We start from the raw sequence: 15,797 nt of genomic DNA, 5'->3' as shown, positions 1-15,797 counted from the left end.
TACGAGGGCGAGGTCCGCTACGCCCGTGACGCCTTCGAGGGCCTGCGCCTGATGGACGCCCTCATCGGCGTCAAGCGGGGCGTGCCCGGCGCGAAGCTGCCCGAGCTCAAGCAGCGCCGGGTCAGGGCCGCGGCCCCGGCCGCCGTGGAGGAGCGCCCCGAGGAGGGGCACGTCCGCTCCGACGTCGCCACCGACAACCCCGTACCCGAGCCGCCCTTCCGCGGTACCCGCGTGATCAAGGGCATCCAGCTCAAGGAGTACGCGAGCTGGCTCGACGAGGGCGCTCTGTTCAAGGGCCAGTGGGGCCTCAAGCAGGCCCGCACCGGCGAGGGCCCCTCCTACGACGAACTCGTCGAGAGCGAGGGCCGGCCCCGGCTGCGCGGCCTGCTGGACCGGCTCCAGACGGAGAACCTGCTGGAGGCGGCCGTGGTCTACGGCTACTTCCCGTGCGTCTCCAAGGACGACGACCTGATCATCCTGGACGAGCAGGGCAACGAGCGCACCCGCTTCACCTTCCCGCGCCAGCGCCGGGGCCGCCGCCTGTGTCTGGCCGACTTCTTCCGCCCGGAGGAGTCCGGCGAGATCGACGTCGTCGGCCTCCAGGTCGTGACCGTCGGCTCGCGCATCGGCGAGGAGACCGCGCGGCTCTTCGAGGCCAACGCCTACCGCGACTACCTCGAACTGCACGGCCTGTCCGTGCAGTTGGCCGAGGCACTCGCCGAGTACTGGCACGCGCGCGTGCGCTCCGAACTCGGCTTCGCGAGCGAGGACCCGGACGGGATGCAGGGCATGTTCGAGCTGAAGTACCGCGGCGCCCGCTTCTCCCTCGGCTACGGCGCCTGCCCCAACCTGGAGGACCGGGCCAAGATCGCGGACCTGCTCGAACCGGAGCGCATCGGCGTCCAGCTGTCCGAGGAGTTCCAGCTGCACCCGGAGCAGTCCACGGACGCCATCGTGATCCACCACCCGGAGGCGAAGTACTTCAACGCCCGCTGAGCCCCGGGCCGGGCACGCCGGTTGAACGAGCGTTTCGGCCGCGCACGACGTAGACTGGTCGGTCCACTGCAGGCCGGTTCCCTTCGTGGGAGCCGGCCTGATCGTCCCTTCAAGGAGGTAGGTGGATGACCAGTACGGTCCCCGCGCTCGGTACCCGTACGGCCGAGGGCTCGGCCCTGCAGGCCGTGCTCCTCGACATGGACGGCACCCTGGTGGACACGGAGGGCTTCTGGTGGGACGTCGAGGTCGAGGTCTTCGCCTCCCTCGGCCACAGGCTCGACGAGTCCTGGCGGCACGTGGTGGTCGGCGGCCCCATGACCCGCAGCGCGGGCTTCCTCATCGAGGCCACCGGCGCCGACATCACCCTCGACGAACTCACGGTGCTCCTGAACGACGGCTTCGAGGCCCGCATCGGCCGCGCCCTGCCGCTGATGCCGGGCGCCGGACGGCTGCTGGCCGAGCTGTACGAGTACGAGATCCCCACCGCCCTGGTCTCCGCCTCGCACCGGCGCATCATCGACCGGGTGCTGACCTCGCTGGGTGCCCACCACTTCAGCCTCACGGTGGCCGGCGACGAGGTACCGCGCACCAAGCCCCACCCCGACCCCTACCTGGCCGCCGCCGCCGGACTCGGAGCCGACCCGGCCCGGTGCGCCGTCGTCGAGGACACCGCCACCGGAGTCGCCTCCGCCGAGGCCGCGGGCTGCCACGTCGTGGCCGTGCCCTCCGTGGCCCCCATCGCCCCCGCCCTGCGCCGCACGGTCGTCACCTCCCTGGAAGAGGTGGACCTGACATTTCTGCACGGGCTGATGACGGAAATGCGCTAGACGTTCACCCAGCGTGCAGTGGCGTTTGAGCGGCAATTCCGCAGGCGAATTCGAACCCTTCCGGATGAACGAATTCCCGTACTCCGAACCCGTTTACGCGTGTGACGTTCCCCACGCGGCCCGGGCTCGACAGCGGTTCGGGCATGTGCTGCGCACCCCCTCCGGGGGGCCGCAGGCGTGCCCTTGTGTCCCGATTGATGGAACGCTGTACCAAAGCTTCCGCTGTCGGGTTTTCGGTGTGTCCGCACCTGGTTCCGCAGCGTGATGGGTGCTCAACTCCGGTGGCTGCGAACCCTCCTGCCGGCCCCGACTAATCTCGTCGCGAGAACATCGCCCCACCCCCGTGATCCGCTGCGCCACCCCTGCATGCCGGATACACGGAGTCGACAGCTCTGGAGAAACTCGAGCATGAACCGCAAGACTTTGGTGCTGCCGGCCGTGATCGGCCTGCTCGCGCCGGTACTCGCCGCCTGCGGCGGGTCCGACAGCGGGAGCGGCGACAGCGGCGCGATCGTCGTCGGCACCACGGACCGGTTCACCGCCTCGAAGGACGCCCCGGCGCCCCTCGACCCGGCGTACGCCTACGACGTCGGCACCTGGAACATCCTGCGCCAGACCGTGCAGACCCTGATGATCCAGCCGCGCGGCGAGGGCGAGCCGGTACCGGAGGCCGCCGAGCGCTGCGGCTTCACCGACACCGGCAACGAGCGCTACGCCTGCACCCTGCGCGACGGACTGAAGTTCGCGAACGGCGACTCCATCACCGCGGCCGACGTGAAGTACTCCATCGACCGCGCTCGCTCCCTCAAGGCCGACAGCGGCGTGTTCGCGCTGCTGTCCACCGTCGACACCGTCGAGACGCAGGGTGACCGCGAGGTCATCTTCCACCTCAAGACCGCCGACGCGACCTTCCCGTACAAGCTGTCGACCCCGGTCGCGGGCATCGTCGACCCCGACGACTACCCGAAGAACAAGCTGCGCGACGGCTTCGAGCTGGACGGCTCCGGCCCGTACACCCTCAAGGCCGACGTCGAGGACGGCGAGCTGGTCAAGGCCGAGTTCACCAAGAACCCCGAGTACCAGGGGACCCTCGAGGTGAACAACGACAAGGTCGACATGGTCTCCTTCAAGAGCGCCGACGCCATGGGCGAGGCGCTGGACAAGGGCGACATCGACCTGATGACCCGCGCCATGTCGCCGGACCAGATCCGCGAGCTCTCCGGCGACGCGGACACCGACATCGACCTCGTCGAGATGCCCGGCCTGGAGATCCGCTACCTGGGCTTCAACACCGACGCCCCGACGGTGAAGTCCAAGGCCGTACGCCAGGCGATGGCCCAGCTCGTCAACCGCAGCGCCCTGATCTCCAAGGTCTACGGCTCCCAGGCCGAGCCGCTGTACTCGCTCGTCCCGGCCAGCGTCACCGGCCACTCCAACTCGTTCTTCAACAAGTACGGCGAGCCGAACGTCACCAAGGCCCGTTCCCTGCTCAACCAGGCGAACATCACCACCCCGGTGAAGCTGACGCTGCACTACACGACCGACCACTACGGCCCGGCCACCAAGAAGGAGTTCGAGGTCCTGCGCGACCAGCTGAACTCCAGCGGGCTGTTCGAGGTCGGCATCAAGGGCACCCCGTGGGACACGTTCCGCCCGGCCGAGAAGAAGGGCGAGTACGACGTCTACGGCATGGGCTGGTTCCCGGACTTCCCGGACGCCGACAACTTCCTCGCGCCGTTCCTCGACGCGGACAACACCCTCGGCTCGCCGTACGACAACCGGCAGATCCGTGACACCCTGATCCCCGAGTCCCGCCGCGAGGCGGACCGGCTGTCCGCCTCCACCAGCCTGACGGACATTCAGGACATCGTCGCGGGCGACGTGCCGGTGCTGCCCCTGTGGCAGGGCAAGCAGTACGTCGCCGCGCGCGACGACATCACGGGTACCGCGTACGCCCTCAACTCCGCCTCGACGCTCCAGCTGTGGGAGCTCGGGCGGGGCGTGAGCGGCTGACGGACCCGCTGGATCCCCGGGGCCCCTGACCGCGGCCCCGGGGAGCCGTGCCCCGGAGCCAGGAACACGCTCCGGGGGTTCTCGAGAACCGACGACAAGGCACACACGTGAAGATACGCAACCAGTGGCCGGTCCTGCCCATCGTGGCGGGCCTCGCCTCCGGACTGCTGACCGGCTGTGGCACGGAGAGCGGAGACTCCGCGGGGGACGGCTCCAACGTGGTGGTGGGGATGTCCGACGACGTCCTGGCCACGGACCCGGCCTCCGGCTACGACCCCGGCTCCTGGCTGTTGTTCAACAACGTCTTCCAGTCCCTGTTGAGCTTCCCCAAGGGCGCCACGGAACCGCAGCCCGAGGCCGCCGAGAGCTGCTCCTTCACCGACACGCAGACCACCGTCTACAAGTGCACGCTGAAGGACGGCCTCAAGTTCAGCAACGGTGACGAGCTCACCTCGAAGGACGTCAAGTTCTCCTTCGACCGCATGCTGAAGATCAACGACCCCGACGGGCCCGCGATCATGTTCCCCATGCTGGAGAAGGTCGAGACGCCGGACGAGAAGACGGTCGTCTTCCGCCTCAACACGGCCGACGCCACCTTCCCGAGCAAGATCGCCTCTGGCGCCGGCTCCATCGTCGACCACAGCCAGTACGACGCGGACGGGCTCCGCAAGGACGGCGAGGCGGTCGGCTCCGGCCCCTACCAGCTCGACTCGTTCGACGAAGGGCAGGCGGTCTTCTCCGTCAACGAGAACTACAAGGGCACCGCCGAGGTGAACAACACCGGCGTGACGCTCAAGTTCTTCGACGGTGACCAGACGGCCCTGAAGCAGGCCATCCAGAACGGCGACGTCGACATCGCCTACCGCGGTCTCACCGCAGGCGACATCGCGGACACCGAGAAGGCCGACGACGGCACCGGCGTCGAGGTCGTCGAGGGCAGCAGCGCCGAGGTCCAGCACCTGGTGTTCAACATGGACGACCCGGTCGCCGGAAAGCTCGGCGTCCGCAAGGCCATCGCCCACCTGCTCGACCGCGAGGCCCTCATCAAGGACGTCTACCAGGGCACCGCGACCCCGCTGTACTCGATCATCCCGGCGGGCATCGCGGGCCACAACACCGCCTTCTTCGACACCTACGGCGCCCGCCCCTCCCGGTCCAAGGCCCAGGCCGCGCTGCGCGAGGACGGCATCACCGGCAAGGTGAAGCTGACCCTCTGGTCGACCCCGTCCCGCTACGGCCCCGCGACCGACCAGGAGCTGAACGCCATCGCCGGCCAGCTCAACGCCAGCGGTCTGTTCGACGCGAGCGTCAAGTCCGTCCCGTTCGGCCAGTACGAGAAGGACATCGCCGCCGGCAAGTACGGCGTGTACGTGAAGGGCTGGGTGCCGGACTACCCGGACGCCGACAACTTCACGGCCCCGTTCTTCGGCAAGGGCAACGTGCTGAGCAACAACTACACCAACGGCACGATCACCGGTTCGCTCATCCCGCGCACCGCCGCCCTGACCAACCGTGCCGCCACGGACAAGGAGTTCGGCGAGCTGCAGGACATCGTCGCCGACGAACTCCCCGTCCTGCCGGTGTGGCAGGCCAAGCAGTACGCGGTCGTCCGCGACGGCGTCTACGGCCTGGAGTACTGCCTCGACGCGTCGACGGTGTTCCGCTTCTGGGAGCTCAGCAAGGACGCCTGACGCATCGGTACCTGACGCACAGGGGCTCGACGCACAGGTGTGAAGAAGGGCGCCTCCCGCTCGGCGGGGGGCGCCCTCTCGTGTAGCGGCCGGCCGGGCGCTACTGCGCTCCGGGGCGTACCAGCCCACTCTCGTACGCGTACACCGCGGCCTGCACACGGTCGCGCAGGCCCAGCTTGGTCAGCACGTGCCCGACGTGCGTCTTGACGGTCGTCTCGCTGACGAACAGGTCCGCGGCGATCTCGGCGTTGGACAGCCCGCGCGCCACCAGCTTCAGCACCTCGACCTCGCGGTCGGTGAGCGTGTGCAGCGTGTCCGGCACCGGCTCGTCCCCCGACGGCAGATGCGTGGCGTACTTGTCGAGCAACCGGCGCGTGATGCTCGGCGCGAGCATCGCCTCACCCGCCGCCACGACCCGGATCGCCTGCACCAACTCATTGGCGGGCGCGTCCTTGAGCAGAAACCCGCTGGCCCCGGCGCGCAGCGCCTCCACCACGTACTCGTCGAGGTCGAAGGTGGTCAGCACCAGCACCTTGGCCGGGCCGTCCCGCCCGGGCCCGGTGATCTGCCGGGTCGCCTCCACACCGTCCATCCGCGGCATGCGGATGTCCATCAGAACCACGTCGGGCTGCAGGGCCCGCACCTGGTCGAGCGCCTGGAGGCCGTCTCCGGCCTCACCGACGACCGCGAGGTCCTGCTCGGCCTCCAGAATCATCCGGAAGCCGGTACGGAGCAGCGGCTGGTCGTCGACCAGTAGGACGCGGATGGCCACGTAAGTCTCCTTCGCTAGTCCGGCCCCATTCTGCCCTGCGCGGGCCCGCCGGACTCAGCCGCCCTCACCGGCGACGACCACGTCACCTCCGGGGCCGGCGCCGGGCCCGCCCTGGCCGGCCCCCTGCACCGGCAGCTCCGCCGCGCTCACCGGCAGCGGGTAGGGCGGGGGAGTGCCGCCGAACTCCGGGCAGTGGGCCTGGTGGTCGCACCAGCCGCACAGCTTCGTGGGGCGCGGCCGCCAGTCACCCGTCTCGGTGGCCAGCCGGATCGCCTCCCACAACGCCAGCAGCTTGCGCTCCACCCGCTCCAGATCGGCGAGGACCGGGTCGTACGTCAGCACCTGGCCGCTGCCGAGGTAGACCAGCTGGAGCCGCCGGGGGATCACGTTCTTCAGCCGCCACACCACCAGGGCGTAGAACTTCATCTGGAACAGCGCGCCCTCGGAGTACTCGGGCCGGGGCGCCTTGCCCGTCTTGTAGTCGACGATCCGGACCTCGCCCGTGGGAGCCACGTCGACCCGGTCGATGATGCCGCGCAGCCGCAGCCCCGACTCCAGCTCGGTCTCGACGAACAGCTCCCGCTCGGCCGGCTCCAGCCGGCTGGGGTCCTCCAGGGTGAACCAGCGCTCGACGAGCTGCTCCGCCTCGCCCAGCCAGCGGGCCAGCCGCTCGCCCTGCGGATCGTCGGCGAACAGCTCCACGACCTCCGGCCGCGTCTCGCGCAGCCGGTCCCACTGGCCGGGGATCAGGGACTTCGCCCGGGGCGCCGTGCGCTCGGCGGCCGGGGCGTCGAAGAGCCGCTCCAGGACCGCGTGCACCAGCGTGCCCCGGGTCGCCGCCTCGCTCGGCTTCTCCGGGAGCCGGTCGATGACCCGGAAGCGGTAGAGCAGCGGGCACTGCATGAAGTCGCTGGCACGCGAGGGGGACAGCGAGGCGGGCGCTATGGCGGCGCGGCCGGTCGGGGCGGTCGTCTCCACCGCCTCCTCTGCTGTCGTCGCGGACCCGGCCGGTACCGGCGGATCCACCGCCGCGGCAGGGCTGCTGTCGGGCTGCGCCGCGCCCTCGGTGCTCGTCTCCATGCCCCAGACCATACGGCCCGCCACTGACAGTGACCCAGCCGCGGTCGCGCCGTGCGCGAGGTCAGAAGCCGTGAGGGGAGGGGAGGTAGGGGAAACACCGGGGGTGCCGGGGCGGAACGCGCCTCGACGGACGCATACCATCGACTCGAGACCCTCCCGTCCGGCAGGCGCGGGAGACGCTTCGATCGAGGGGAAACCGGTGGACGAGAGCGGCGGGCGCGGGCGGCCGCAGTCCGGCAACGACGAGTCGGCCGAGCGCCACGCGGGGCTTCCGGCTCGGGCCGCCGACCCGACCCCCGCCGACGAACAGCCCACGGACGAGCGGCGTTTCACGTCTGAGCAGCCCATCCCGGCAGCGGGCACGGACACTCCGGGAGCAGAGCCTGCCGGGCCCGACGGGCCCGCCGACGCCCCGGCGACGGACACACCGGCAACCCGGCCGGACGCCCGCGAGGACGACCCGTCCCCGGACCGGGCCGACCGGGCCCCCGCCACCGGCGGTTCCCACGACGAGCCCGCCGAGACCACCGGCCCGCCCCCGGCACCCGCCGGTCACGAACACCCGGCCCCCGCCGATGTTCCGCCCGCCGCCTCGGCCGGAGGCCCGCACGCGGCTTCCGCCGGCGGCCCGCACGGAGCGTCCACCGGAGGCTCACACGCGGCCTCCGCCGGCGGCCCGCACGGGGAGCCCACCGACGGCCCGCACGCGGCTTCCGCCGACGGTCCGCACGGAGCGTCCACCGGAGGCCCACACGCGGCCTCCGCCGGCGGCCCGCACGGGGAGCCCACCGACGGCCCGCACAGGGCTTCCGCCTACGGCCCGCACGGAGCGTCCACCGACGGCCCGCACACGGCCTCCGCCGACGGCCCGCACGGAGCGTCCACCGGAGGCCCACACGCGGCTTCCGCCGACGGCCCGCACGGAGCGTCCACCGACGGCCCGCACACGGCTTCCACCGACGGCCCGCACACGGCCTCCGCCGACGGCTCGCCCGAGGCCCCCACCCGGGGCGAGCACGACGGTCGCCCGCCGGAGGGCGACACGCACCCCGACCGCGCCTACGCCAGTGGCCCCCACTCGGTCCCCGTCACCGGCCGGCCCGAGGCGGACCGGCCGCACAAGGCCCCGGTGCCGGGCTCCGGCGACCCCGAGCCTTCCGGCCCCGCCCCTGCCCCTGCCCCTGCCCACGGCGACCGTCCCCTCGCCCACTCCGCCGACGGCAAGGGCCCCGTCCCCCAGCGGCCGGAGCCAAGGGGCGGCCTGCTCATGGGGCGGCCCTTCGGTGTCCCCGTGTACGTCGCGCCGAGCTGGTTCCTCGTCGCCGCGCTGATCACCTGGGTCTTCGGCGGCCAGCTGGAGCGCGTGCTGCCCGATCTCGGTGCCGCCCGCTACCTGGTCTCCCTGTTCTTCGCGGTCGCCTTCTACGCCTCCGTGCTCATCCACGAACTGGCGCACACGGTCGCCGCCCTCCGCTTCAAGCTCCCGGTCCGCCGCATCCAGCTCCAGTTCTTCGGCGGCGTCTCCGAGATCGAGAAGGAGGCCGAGACCCCCGGCCGGGAGTTCGTGCTCGCCTTCGTCGGGCCCCTGCTCTCCCTCGTCCTCGCCGGCGTCTTCTACGCCGCCATGCAGACCGTGGAACCCGGCACCGTCCCGGGCGTCCTGCTCGCGGGCCTGATGATCTCCAACCTCATCGTGGCGGCGTTCAACCTCCTGCCCGGCCTGCCCCTCGACGGCGGACGCATGCTCCGCGCCGTCGTGTGGAAGATCACCGGCAAGCCGATGAAGGGCACCATCGCCGCCGCCTGGGTCGGCCGCGCCCTCGCCGTCTGCGTGCTCATCGGACTGCCCCTGCTGACCCAGTCCGGTGCCCTCGGCACCGACGCCGTCGACAACGTCGGCATGGACACCGTCCTCGACGCCCTGCTCGCCGCCATCCTCGCCGCGATCATCTGGACCGGCGCCGGCAACAGCCTGCGCATGGCCCGGCTGCGCGAGCACCTCCCCGAGCTGCGCGCCCGGGCGCTCACCCGCCGTGCGGTCCCCGTCGAGACCGACACCCCGCTCTCGGAGGCCCTGCGCCGCGCCAACGCCGCCGGAGCGCGCGCCCTGGTCGTCGTCGACGCCGACGGCCAGCCCCTCTCCCTCGTCCGTGAGGCCGCCATCGTCGGCGTGCCCGAGCACCGCCGCCCCTGGGTCGCCGTCAGCGGCCTCGCCCAGGACCTCACCGACGGCATGCGCGTCTCGGCGGAACTGTCGGGCGAGGAACTCCTGGACGCCCTGCGCGCCACCCCGGCCACCGAGTACCTGGTGGTGGAGGAGACCGGCGAGATCTACGGCGTCCTGTCGGCGGCCGACGTGGAGCGCGCCTTCGTCAAGGCGATGGCGAGGCCGTCCTAGTGGTCGGTGGCCCTCTCCGGGGCCGGTAGGCTGGTCACATGTCCGAACCGACCGGTGCCGCCCGCAGGCGCGGGCCCTTCAAGGTCGGGGACCAGGTTCAGCTGACCGACCCCAAGGGCCGCCACTACACGTTCACGCTCGAGGCCGGGAAGAACTTCCACACCCACAAGGGTTCCTTCCCGCACGACGAACTGATCGGTGCTCCCGAGGGCAGCGTTGTCCGCACCACCGGAAACGTCGCCTACCTCGCGCTGCGCCCCCTGCTCCCCGACTACGTCCTGTCCATGCCCCGCGGCGCCGCCGTGGTCTACCCCAAGGACGCGGGGCAGATCCTGGCCTTCGCCGACATCTTCCCCGGCGCGCGCGTCGTGGAGGCGGGGGTCGGCTCCGGCTCGCTCAGCAGCTTCCTGCTGCGGGCCATCGGCGACCAGGGCATGCTGCACAGCTACGAGCGCCGCGCAGACTTCGCCGAGATCGCCCAGGCGAACGTGGAGCGCTACTTCGGCGGCCCGCACCCCGCCTGGCAGCTCACCGTCGGCGACCTCCAGGACAACCTGTCCGACGCCGACGTCGACCGCGTCATCCTCGACATGCTCGCCCCCTGGGAGTGCCTGGAGGCCGTCTCCAAGGCACTCGTGCCCGGCGGCATCCTGTGCTGCTACGTGGCGACCACCACCCAGCTCGCCCGGACCGTCGAGTCCATCCGCGAGATCGGCTGCTTCAACGAGCCGACCTCCTGGGAGACGATGATCCGCAACTGGCACATCGAGGGCCTGGCCGTCCGCCCGGACCACCGGATGATCGGCCACACCGGCTTCCTGCTCACCGCCCGGCGCCTCGCCGACGGCGTCGAGCCGCCCATGCGCCGCCGCCGCCCCGCCAAGGGCGCCTACGGCGAGGACTACGCCGGCCCCAACGCCGACGGCGGCACCGCCCGCTGAACCGGCCCGTCAGCGCGTCAACGCACAGGCGCCGGAGCGCAGTTCCCGGATCCGTACCGGAACTGCGCTCCGGCGCCTTTCCGTTGCCGCCCCGGGTGAACCCTCGCGCAACGCCGTTGACCTGCTGCGAAGGCGGCCACTGCCCGTGTCGCGGCGCGGCAGGGGCCGTGCCCGCACCAGCCCGCTGACACAGCGGCGGGAACCGTAACTCTTCTGCCTTCCCCGGCAACGGAGATGCACACCCCGCCGTTCCCTCGCGGTGTGACGTGTGGCACCATGCTGGCCACCCCACCGGCACAGCCTCAGGAGACCCTCCTAGTGCAGTCTTCCGCCGTCCCGGAGCTCGCCCACACCCACACCCGTCCCATCCACTGGCTCGCCACCGCGACGGCCGTCGCCGGCGTCGTGGCCTTCTCCTCGGTTCTGCAGCCCGGCGCGGCGACGGCGGCCCAGCCGGCCGCCCCCGAGACCAAGAGCGCTCCGGCGCACATGACTCCGCCCGACCCGAACGCCGTGACGTTCCCGGTCGACTGCGGCCCGGTGAAGGCCGTGGTGAAGAAACGGGCTTCCGGGGACCTCGACGGCGACGGCAGGCCCGAGACGGTGGCCGTGGTCCACTGCGACTCCCCGATGGGCACCCCGCCGGACGGCGTGTACGTCCTCACGCGCGACGCCGGCGGGGGCAAGCCGCGGGTCGTGGCCACTCTGCTCGATCCCAAGGACGGCACCACCGTCACCGACTTCGCCGTCCGCTCGGGCGCCGTCACGGCCACGCTGCTCGGCTACTCGTCGGCCGACGTGCCGCGTTGCTGCCCCGACGAGAAGAGCGACGCGAAATGGCGTTGGCAGAACGGCTCGTTCGTCCGCTCGGCCCAGGCGGGGGCCCGCAGCGTGTGAGGCGTGTGAGCCGGCACGTGTGAGATATCAGACAGTAGTAACGGTACGTAGAGAAGTGGTCACTCCGCGTCCGGTCCGAAGACCTCGGCCCTGTCCGAAACCCGACGTACGTGGATGCACTCGCCCGGACATTCCTTCGCGGAGTCGATCACGTCCGTGAGGAGCGGCAGCGGAACGGGCGTTGTCGCACCCTTGTCCTGGAGCAACTCGTCGTCGGCGCTCTTCACATAGGCCAGACCGTCGATGTCCAGCTCGAACACCTCGGGCGCGTACTGGGCGCAGATGCCGTCGCCGGTACACAGGTCCTGGTCGATCCAGACCTCCAGCTCCTCGCCGTCGGCCCCGGCCACCTGCTGCACGCTCATCTCTCCTGCCGTTTCTCCGCCGAGCCGGGCCGGGAATCCGGCCAGCTCCGGCGGGTGTTGAACAGTTCGACCCTACCCTCGGCTGGGTTCCAATCATGTTCGCTGGGTATTCCCCTGGCGTGAGGGAGAGCGCAAGGGTGAAGATCGGACACACCCCGACCGTCTTTGTGATCTAGGGGTTTCAATCGACACCCGCCCAGGTAGGGTCTGGAAGCGTCCAGCTCCCCTTGGAGGAGGTGAGGACCGTGGCAGCCAACGACGACGACATGAACCGCGGCATCCGCCCGGGACGCGGGTCCGACGACCCGGCCGGGCAGATCGCCTACCTTGAGCAGGAGATCGCCGTCCTGCGACGCAAGCTCGCCGACTCTCCGCGACACACGAGGATTCTCGAAGAGCGGATCGTCGAGCTGCAGACCAATCTGGCCGGCGTGTCCGCGCAGAACGAGCGACTCGCCAACACGCTCCGTGAGGCCCGTGACCAGATTGTGGCTCTCAAGGAGGAAGTCGACCGGCTCGCACAGCCGCCGGCCGGCTTCGGTGTCTTCCTGACGGCCAACGAGGACGGCACCGCCGACATCTTCACCGGCGGTCGAAAGCTCAGGGTGAACGTCAGCCCCAGCGTCGAGCTCGAAGAGCTCCGGCGCGGCCAGGAAGTAATGCTCAACGAAGCGCTCAACGTGGTCGAGGCCATGGAGTACGAGCGTGTCGGTGACATCGTCACCCTCAAGGAGATCCTCGAGGACGGCGAGCGGGCCCTCGTGCTCGGGCACACCGACGAGGAGCGGGTGGTACGGCTCGCCGAGCCGCTGCTGGACGTGAACATCCGCCCCGGTGACGCCCTGCTGCTCGAACCCCGCTCGGGCTACGTCTACGAGATCGTTCCGAAGAGCGAGGTCGAGGAACTCGTCCTCGAAGAGGTCCCCGACATCGGCTACGAGCAGATCGGCGGTCTCGGCGGCCAGATCGAGGCCATCCGCGACGCGGTCGAGCTGCCGTACCTCTACCCGGATCTGTTCAAGGAGCACGAACTGCGGCCGCCGAAGGGTGTCCTGCTGTACGGGCCCCCCGGATGCGGCAAGACGCTCATCGCCAAGGCCGTGGCCAACTCGCTGGCCAAGAAGGTCGCCGAGGTGACCGGCCAGGCCGCCGGCAAGAGCTTCTTCCTCAACATCAAGGGCCCCGAGCTCCTGAACAAGTACGTCGGTGAGACGGAGCGGCAGATCCGCCTCGTCTTCCAGCGAGCCCGTGAGAAGGCCAGCGAGGGCACCCCCGTCATCGTCTTCTTCGACGAGATGGAGTCGCTCTTCCGCACCCGTGGCTCCGGTGTCAGTTCGGACGTGGAGAACACCATCGTCCCGCAGCTGCTCGCCGAGATCGACGGTGTGGAGGGCCTGCAGAACGTGGTCGTGATCGGTGCCTCCAACCGAGAGGACATGATCGACCCCGCCATCCTGCGGCCCGGCCGGCTCGACGTGAAGATCAAGATCGAGCGTCCGGACGCCGAGGCGGCCAAGGACATCTTCGGCAAGTACCTCACCGAGCGCCTCCCGCTGCACGGCGACGACCTCGCCGAGCACAGCGGCTCCAAGGCTTCCACGGTCCAGAGCATGATCCAGACGGCTGTGGAACACATGTACGCCGAGTCCGAGGAGAACCGCTTCCTGGAGGTCACCTACGCCAACGGTGACAAGGAAGTCCTCTACTTCAAGGACTTCAACTCCGGCGCCATGATCGAGAACATCGTCGGCCGCGCCAAGAAGATGGCGATCAAGGACTTCCTCGAGAAGAACCAGAAGGGCCTCCGCGTCTCCCACCTCCTCCAGGCCTGCGTGGACGAGTTCAAGGAGAACGAGGACCTGCCGAACACCACCAACCCGGACGACTGGGCCCGGATCTCCGGCAAGAAGGGCGAGCGGATCGTCTACATCCGTACGCTCATCACCGGAAAGCAGGGCGCGGACACCGGACGCTCCATCGACACGGTGGCGAACACCGGTCAGTACCTGTAAAAGGCAGGGCGGCTGCGGGTGCCCTCGGCGGGTACCCGCAGCCGACTGTTTTTCCGGCCACGGCTGGAGCAACGCAATGACGCAAATGATCTCCCCACCAGCGCAAAGGCGTTCTAGGCTCTTGCGTACCGCCACGTCGCGCAGTGCGGGGACGGGCACCGCACACGCAACCGAGCGCCAGCGGTATCTGAGCGGCGCCCACGACCGAGGGTGCCGCCGGGCAAGGAGGGCCGCATGACCGTACGGCGAGTAATGGGCATCGAGACGGAGTACGGGATCTCCGTCCCCGGCCACCCCAACGCCAATGCCATGCTCACCTCGTCCCAGATCGTGAACGCCTACGCGGCGGCGATGCACCGGGCCCGCCGGGCCCGCTGGGACTTCGAGGAGGAGAATCCGCTGCGGGACGCGCGAGGCTTCGACCTCGCCCGTGAGGCCGCCGACTCCAGCCAGCTCACCGATGAGGACATCGGTCTGGCCAACGTGATCCTCACCAACGGCGCACGGCTCTACGTCGACCACGCACACCCCGAGTACAGCTCCCCCGAGGTGACCAACCCCCGGGACGCCGTCCTCTGGGACAAGGCCGGCGAGCGGATCATGGCCGAGGCCGCTGAACGGGCCGCCCAGCTGCCCGGTGCCCAGCCGATCCACCTGTACAAGAACAACACCGACAACAAGGGCGCGTCCTACGGTACGCACGAGAACTACCTGATGAAGCGGGAGACCCCCTTCTCGGACATCGTGCGCCACCTGACCCCGTTCTTCGTCTCCCGCCAGGTCTTCGCCGGAGCGGGCCGCGTCGGCATCGGCCAGGACGGGCACGAGCACGGCTTCCAGCTCAGCCAGCGAGCCGACTACTTCGAGGTCGAGGTCGGCCTGGAGACGACGCTCAAGCGCCCGATCATCAACACCCGCGACGAGCCGCACGCGGACGCGGAGAGGTACCGCCGCCTGCATGTGATCATCGGCGACGCGAACCTGTCGGAGATCTCGACCTACCTCAAGCTGGGCACGACCGCGCTGGTGCTGTCGATGATCGAGGACGGTTTCATCGCCGTCGACCTGGCCGTCGACCAGCCCGTCCGCACGCTCCACCAGGTCTCGCACGACCCGTCCCTGAAGCGCCTGGTCACCCTTCGCAGCGGCCGTACGCTCACGGCGGTCCAGCTGCAGATGGAGTACTACGAGCTGGCGCGCAAATACGTGGAGGAGCGGTTCGGCGCCGACGCCGACGACCAGACCAAGGACGTCCTGTCCCGCTGGGAGGACACCCTCACCCGTCTGGAGCACGACCCGATGAGTCTGGCCGGTGAGCTGGACTGGGTCGCCAAGCGGGAGCTCATGGAGGGCTACCGGCGCCGGGACAGCCTCGACTGGGACGCGGCGCGACTGCACCTGGTCGACCTCCAGTACGCCGACGTACGGCCCGAGAAGGGCCTCTACAACCGTCTGGTGGCCCGCGGTCGCATGAAGCGGCTGCTGACCGACGCGGACGTCGAGCGGGCCCGTACGGTGCCGCCCGAGGACACCCGTGCGTACTTCCGCGGCCGCTGCCTGGAGCAGTACGCGGACGACGTGGCGGCGGCCTCCTGGGACTCGGTGATCTTCGACCTGCCGGGACGGGACTCGCTGCAGCGCGTCCCAACCCTGGAACCGCTTCGCGGAACGCGTAATCACGTCAAGGAGCTCCTGGACCGCTGCCGCACCGCGGAAGACCTGGTCAGGGTGCTTTCGGGCGGGTGAACGCGTGGAGCGGGTACTTTCGGGAACCGGCCGGGCAGGGTGGAAAAGCCCTGGTCCGG

12 protein-coding genes are annotated in these 15,797 nt (G+C 70.2%); 9 read left to right on the top strand and 3 right to left on the bottom strand.

Annotated elements, in window-relative coordinates:
- The 4 genes from ACFY9E_RS34305 to ACFY9E_RS34290 all read left to right on the top strand — a co-directional run.
- Positions 1-996 (top strand): vitamin B12 dependent-methionine synthase activation domain-containing protein (locus ACFY9E_RS34305; RefSeq protein WP_390990901.1); only part of this gene is annotated, 996 nt, incomplete at its 5' end.
- A 125-nt stretch (positions 997-1,121) separates the two neighbouring features.
- Positions 1,122-1,823, top strand: coding sequence for an HAD-IA family hydrolase (locus ACFY9E_RS34300; protein WP_390990899.1), 702 nt, complete (start codon positions 1,122-1,124; stop codon positions 1,821-1,823).
- A 408-nt stretch (positions 1,824-2,231) separates the two neighbouring features.
- The gene (locus ACFY9E_RS34295; protein ID WP_390990896.1) at positions 2,232-3,836 is read left to right on the top strand and encodes an ABC transporter substrate-binding protein; all 1,605 of its coding nucleotides are present in this window, start codon (positions 2,232-2,234) and stop codon (positions 3,834-3,836) included.
- A 107-nt stretch (positions 3,837-3,943) separates the two neighbouring features.
- A complete protein-coding gene (locus tag ACFY9E_RS34290) occupies positions 3,944-5,527 on the top strand; it encodes an ABC transporter substrate-binding protein (protein WP_390990893.1) in 1,584 nt (527 codons plus the stop codon).
- Positions 5,528-5,627: 100 nt separating this feature from the next.
- Here ACFY9E_RS34290 and ACFY9E_RS34285 read toward each other — a convergent pair whose 3' ends face one another.
- Both ACFY9E_RS34285 and ACFY9E_RS34280 read right to left on the bottom strand, forming a co-directional pair.
- On the bottom strand, positions 5,628-6,299 hold the full coding sequence (locus ACFY9E_RS34285) for a response regulator transcription factor (RefSeq protein ID WP_030606450.1): 672 nt from the start codon (positions 6,297-6,299) through the stop codon (positions 5,628-5,630).
- A gap of 54 nt (positions 6,300-6,353) precedes the next feature.
- A complete protein-coding gene (locus tag ACFY9E_RS34280; protein WP_390990890.1) occupies positions 6,354-7,379 on the bottom strand; it encodes a PD-(D/E)XK nuclease family protein in 1,026 nt (341 codons plus the stop codon).
- Positions 7,380-7,578: 199 nt separating this feature from the next.
- On the opposite strand from ACFY9E_RS34280, the gene ACFY9E_RS34275 reads away from it, so the two are divergent.
- The 3 genes from ACFY9E_RS34275 (at position 7,579) to ACFY9E_RS34265 (ending at position 11,615) form a co-directional block, all read left to right on the top strand.
- Entirely contained in the window at positions 7,579-9,777 is a 2,199-nt protein-coding gene (locus ACFY9E_RS34275; RefSeq protein WP_390990887.1) for a site-2 protease family protein, read from the top strand.
- Positions 9,778-9,815: 38 nt separating this feature from the next.
- Complete coding sequence (locus tag ACFY9E_RS34270) at positions 9,816-10,718, top strand: tRNA (adenine-N1)-methyltransferase (RefSeq protein ID WP_031141913.1); 903 nt, start codon at positions 9,816-9,818, stop codon at positions 10,716-10,718.
- Positions 10,719-11,036: 318 nt separating this feature from the next.
- A complete protein-coding gene (locus ACFY9E_RS34265) occupies positions 11,037-11,615 on the top strand; it encodes a hypothetical protein (RefSeq protein WP_390990884.1) in 579 nt (192 codons plus the stop codon).
- A gap of 59 nt (positions 11,616-11,674) precedes the next feature.
- Here ACFY9E_RS34265 and ACFY9E_RS34260 read toward each other — a convergent pair whose 3' ends face one another.
- Positions 11,675-11,980 carry a ferredoxin gene (locus tag ACFY9E_RS34260; protein ID WP_390990882.1) on the bottom strand — a complete coding sequence of 102 codons (306 nt, stop codon included), beginning with the start codon at positions 11,978-11,980 and terminating at the stop codon, positions 11,675-11,677.
- A gap of 245 nt (positions 11,981-12,225) precedes the next feature.
- Here ACFY9E_RS34260 and arc point away from each other — a divergent pair, with 245 nt between their 5' ends.
- Positions 12,226-13,992, top strand: coding sequence for a proteasome ATPase (gene arc / locus ACFY9E_RS34255; RefSeq protein ID WP_390990879.1), 1,767 nt, complete (start codon positions 12,226-12,228; stop codon positions 13,990-13,992).
- Positions 13,993-14,226: 234 nt separating this feature from the next.
- Positions 14,227-15,738, top strand: coding sequence for a depupylase/deamidase Dop (gene dop, locus ACFY9E_RS34250; RefSeq protein WP_390990876.1), 1,512 nt, complete (start codon positions 14,227-14,229; stop codon positions 15,736-15,738).
- The last annotated feature ends 59 nt before the right edge of the window (positions 15,739-15,797 follow it).

Source organism: Streptomyces sp. NPDC012466, from assembly GCF_042955215.1.
Classification (GTDB): Bacteria; Actinomycetota; Actinomycetes; order Streptomycetales; family Streptomycetaceae; genus Streptomyces.
This window is presented reverse-complemented; position numbering and strand designations above follow the sequence as displayed.

What these genes read in the sequence shown, in the direction of transcription:
- ACFY9E_RS34260 (WP_390990882.1), bottom strand. Translation starts at nt 11,980, where the DNA reads ATGAGCGTGCAGCAGGTGGCCGGGGCCGACGGCGAGGAGCTGGAGGTC.
- ACFY9E_RS34295 (WP_390990896.1), top strand. Translation starts at nt 2,232, where the DNA reads ATGAACCGCAAGACTTTGGTGCTGCCGGCCGTGATCGGCCTGCTCGCG.
- dop (WP_390990876.1), top strand. Translation starts at nt 14,227, where the DNA reads ATGACCGTACGGCGAGTAATGGGCATCGAGACGGAGTACGGGATCTCC.
- ACFY9E_RS34280 (WP_390990890.1), bottom strand. Translation starts at nt 7,379, where the DNA reads ATGGAGACGAGCACCGAGGGCGCGGCGCAGCCCGACAGCAGCCCTGCC.
- ACFY9E_RS34300 (WP_390990899.1), top strand. Translation starts at nt 1,122, where the DNA reads ATGACCAGTACGGTCCCCGCGCTCGGTACCCGTACGGCCGAGGGCTCG.
- ACFY9E_RS34270 (WP_031141913.1), top strand. Translation starts at nt 9,816, where the DNA reads ATGTCCGAACCGACCGGTGCCGCCCGCAGGCGCGGGCCCTTCAAGGTC.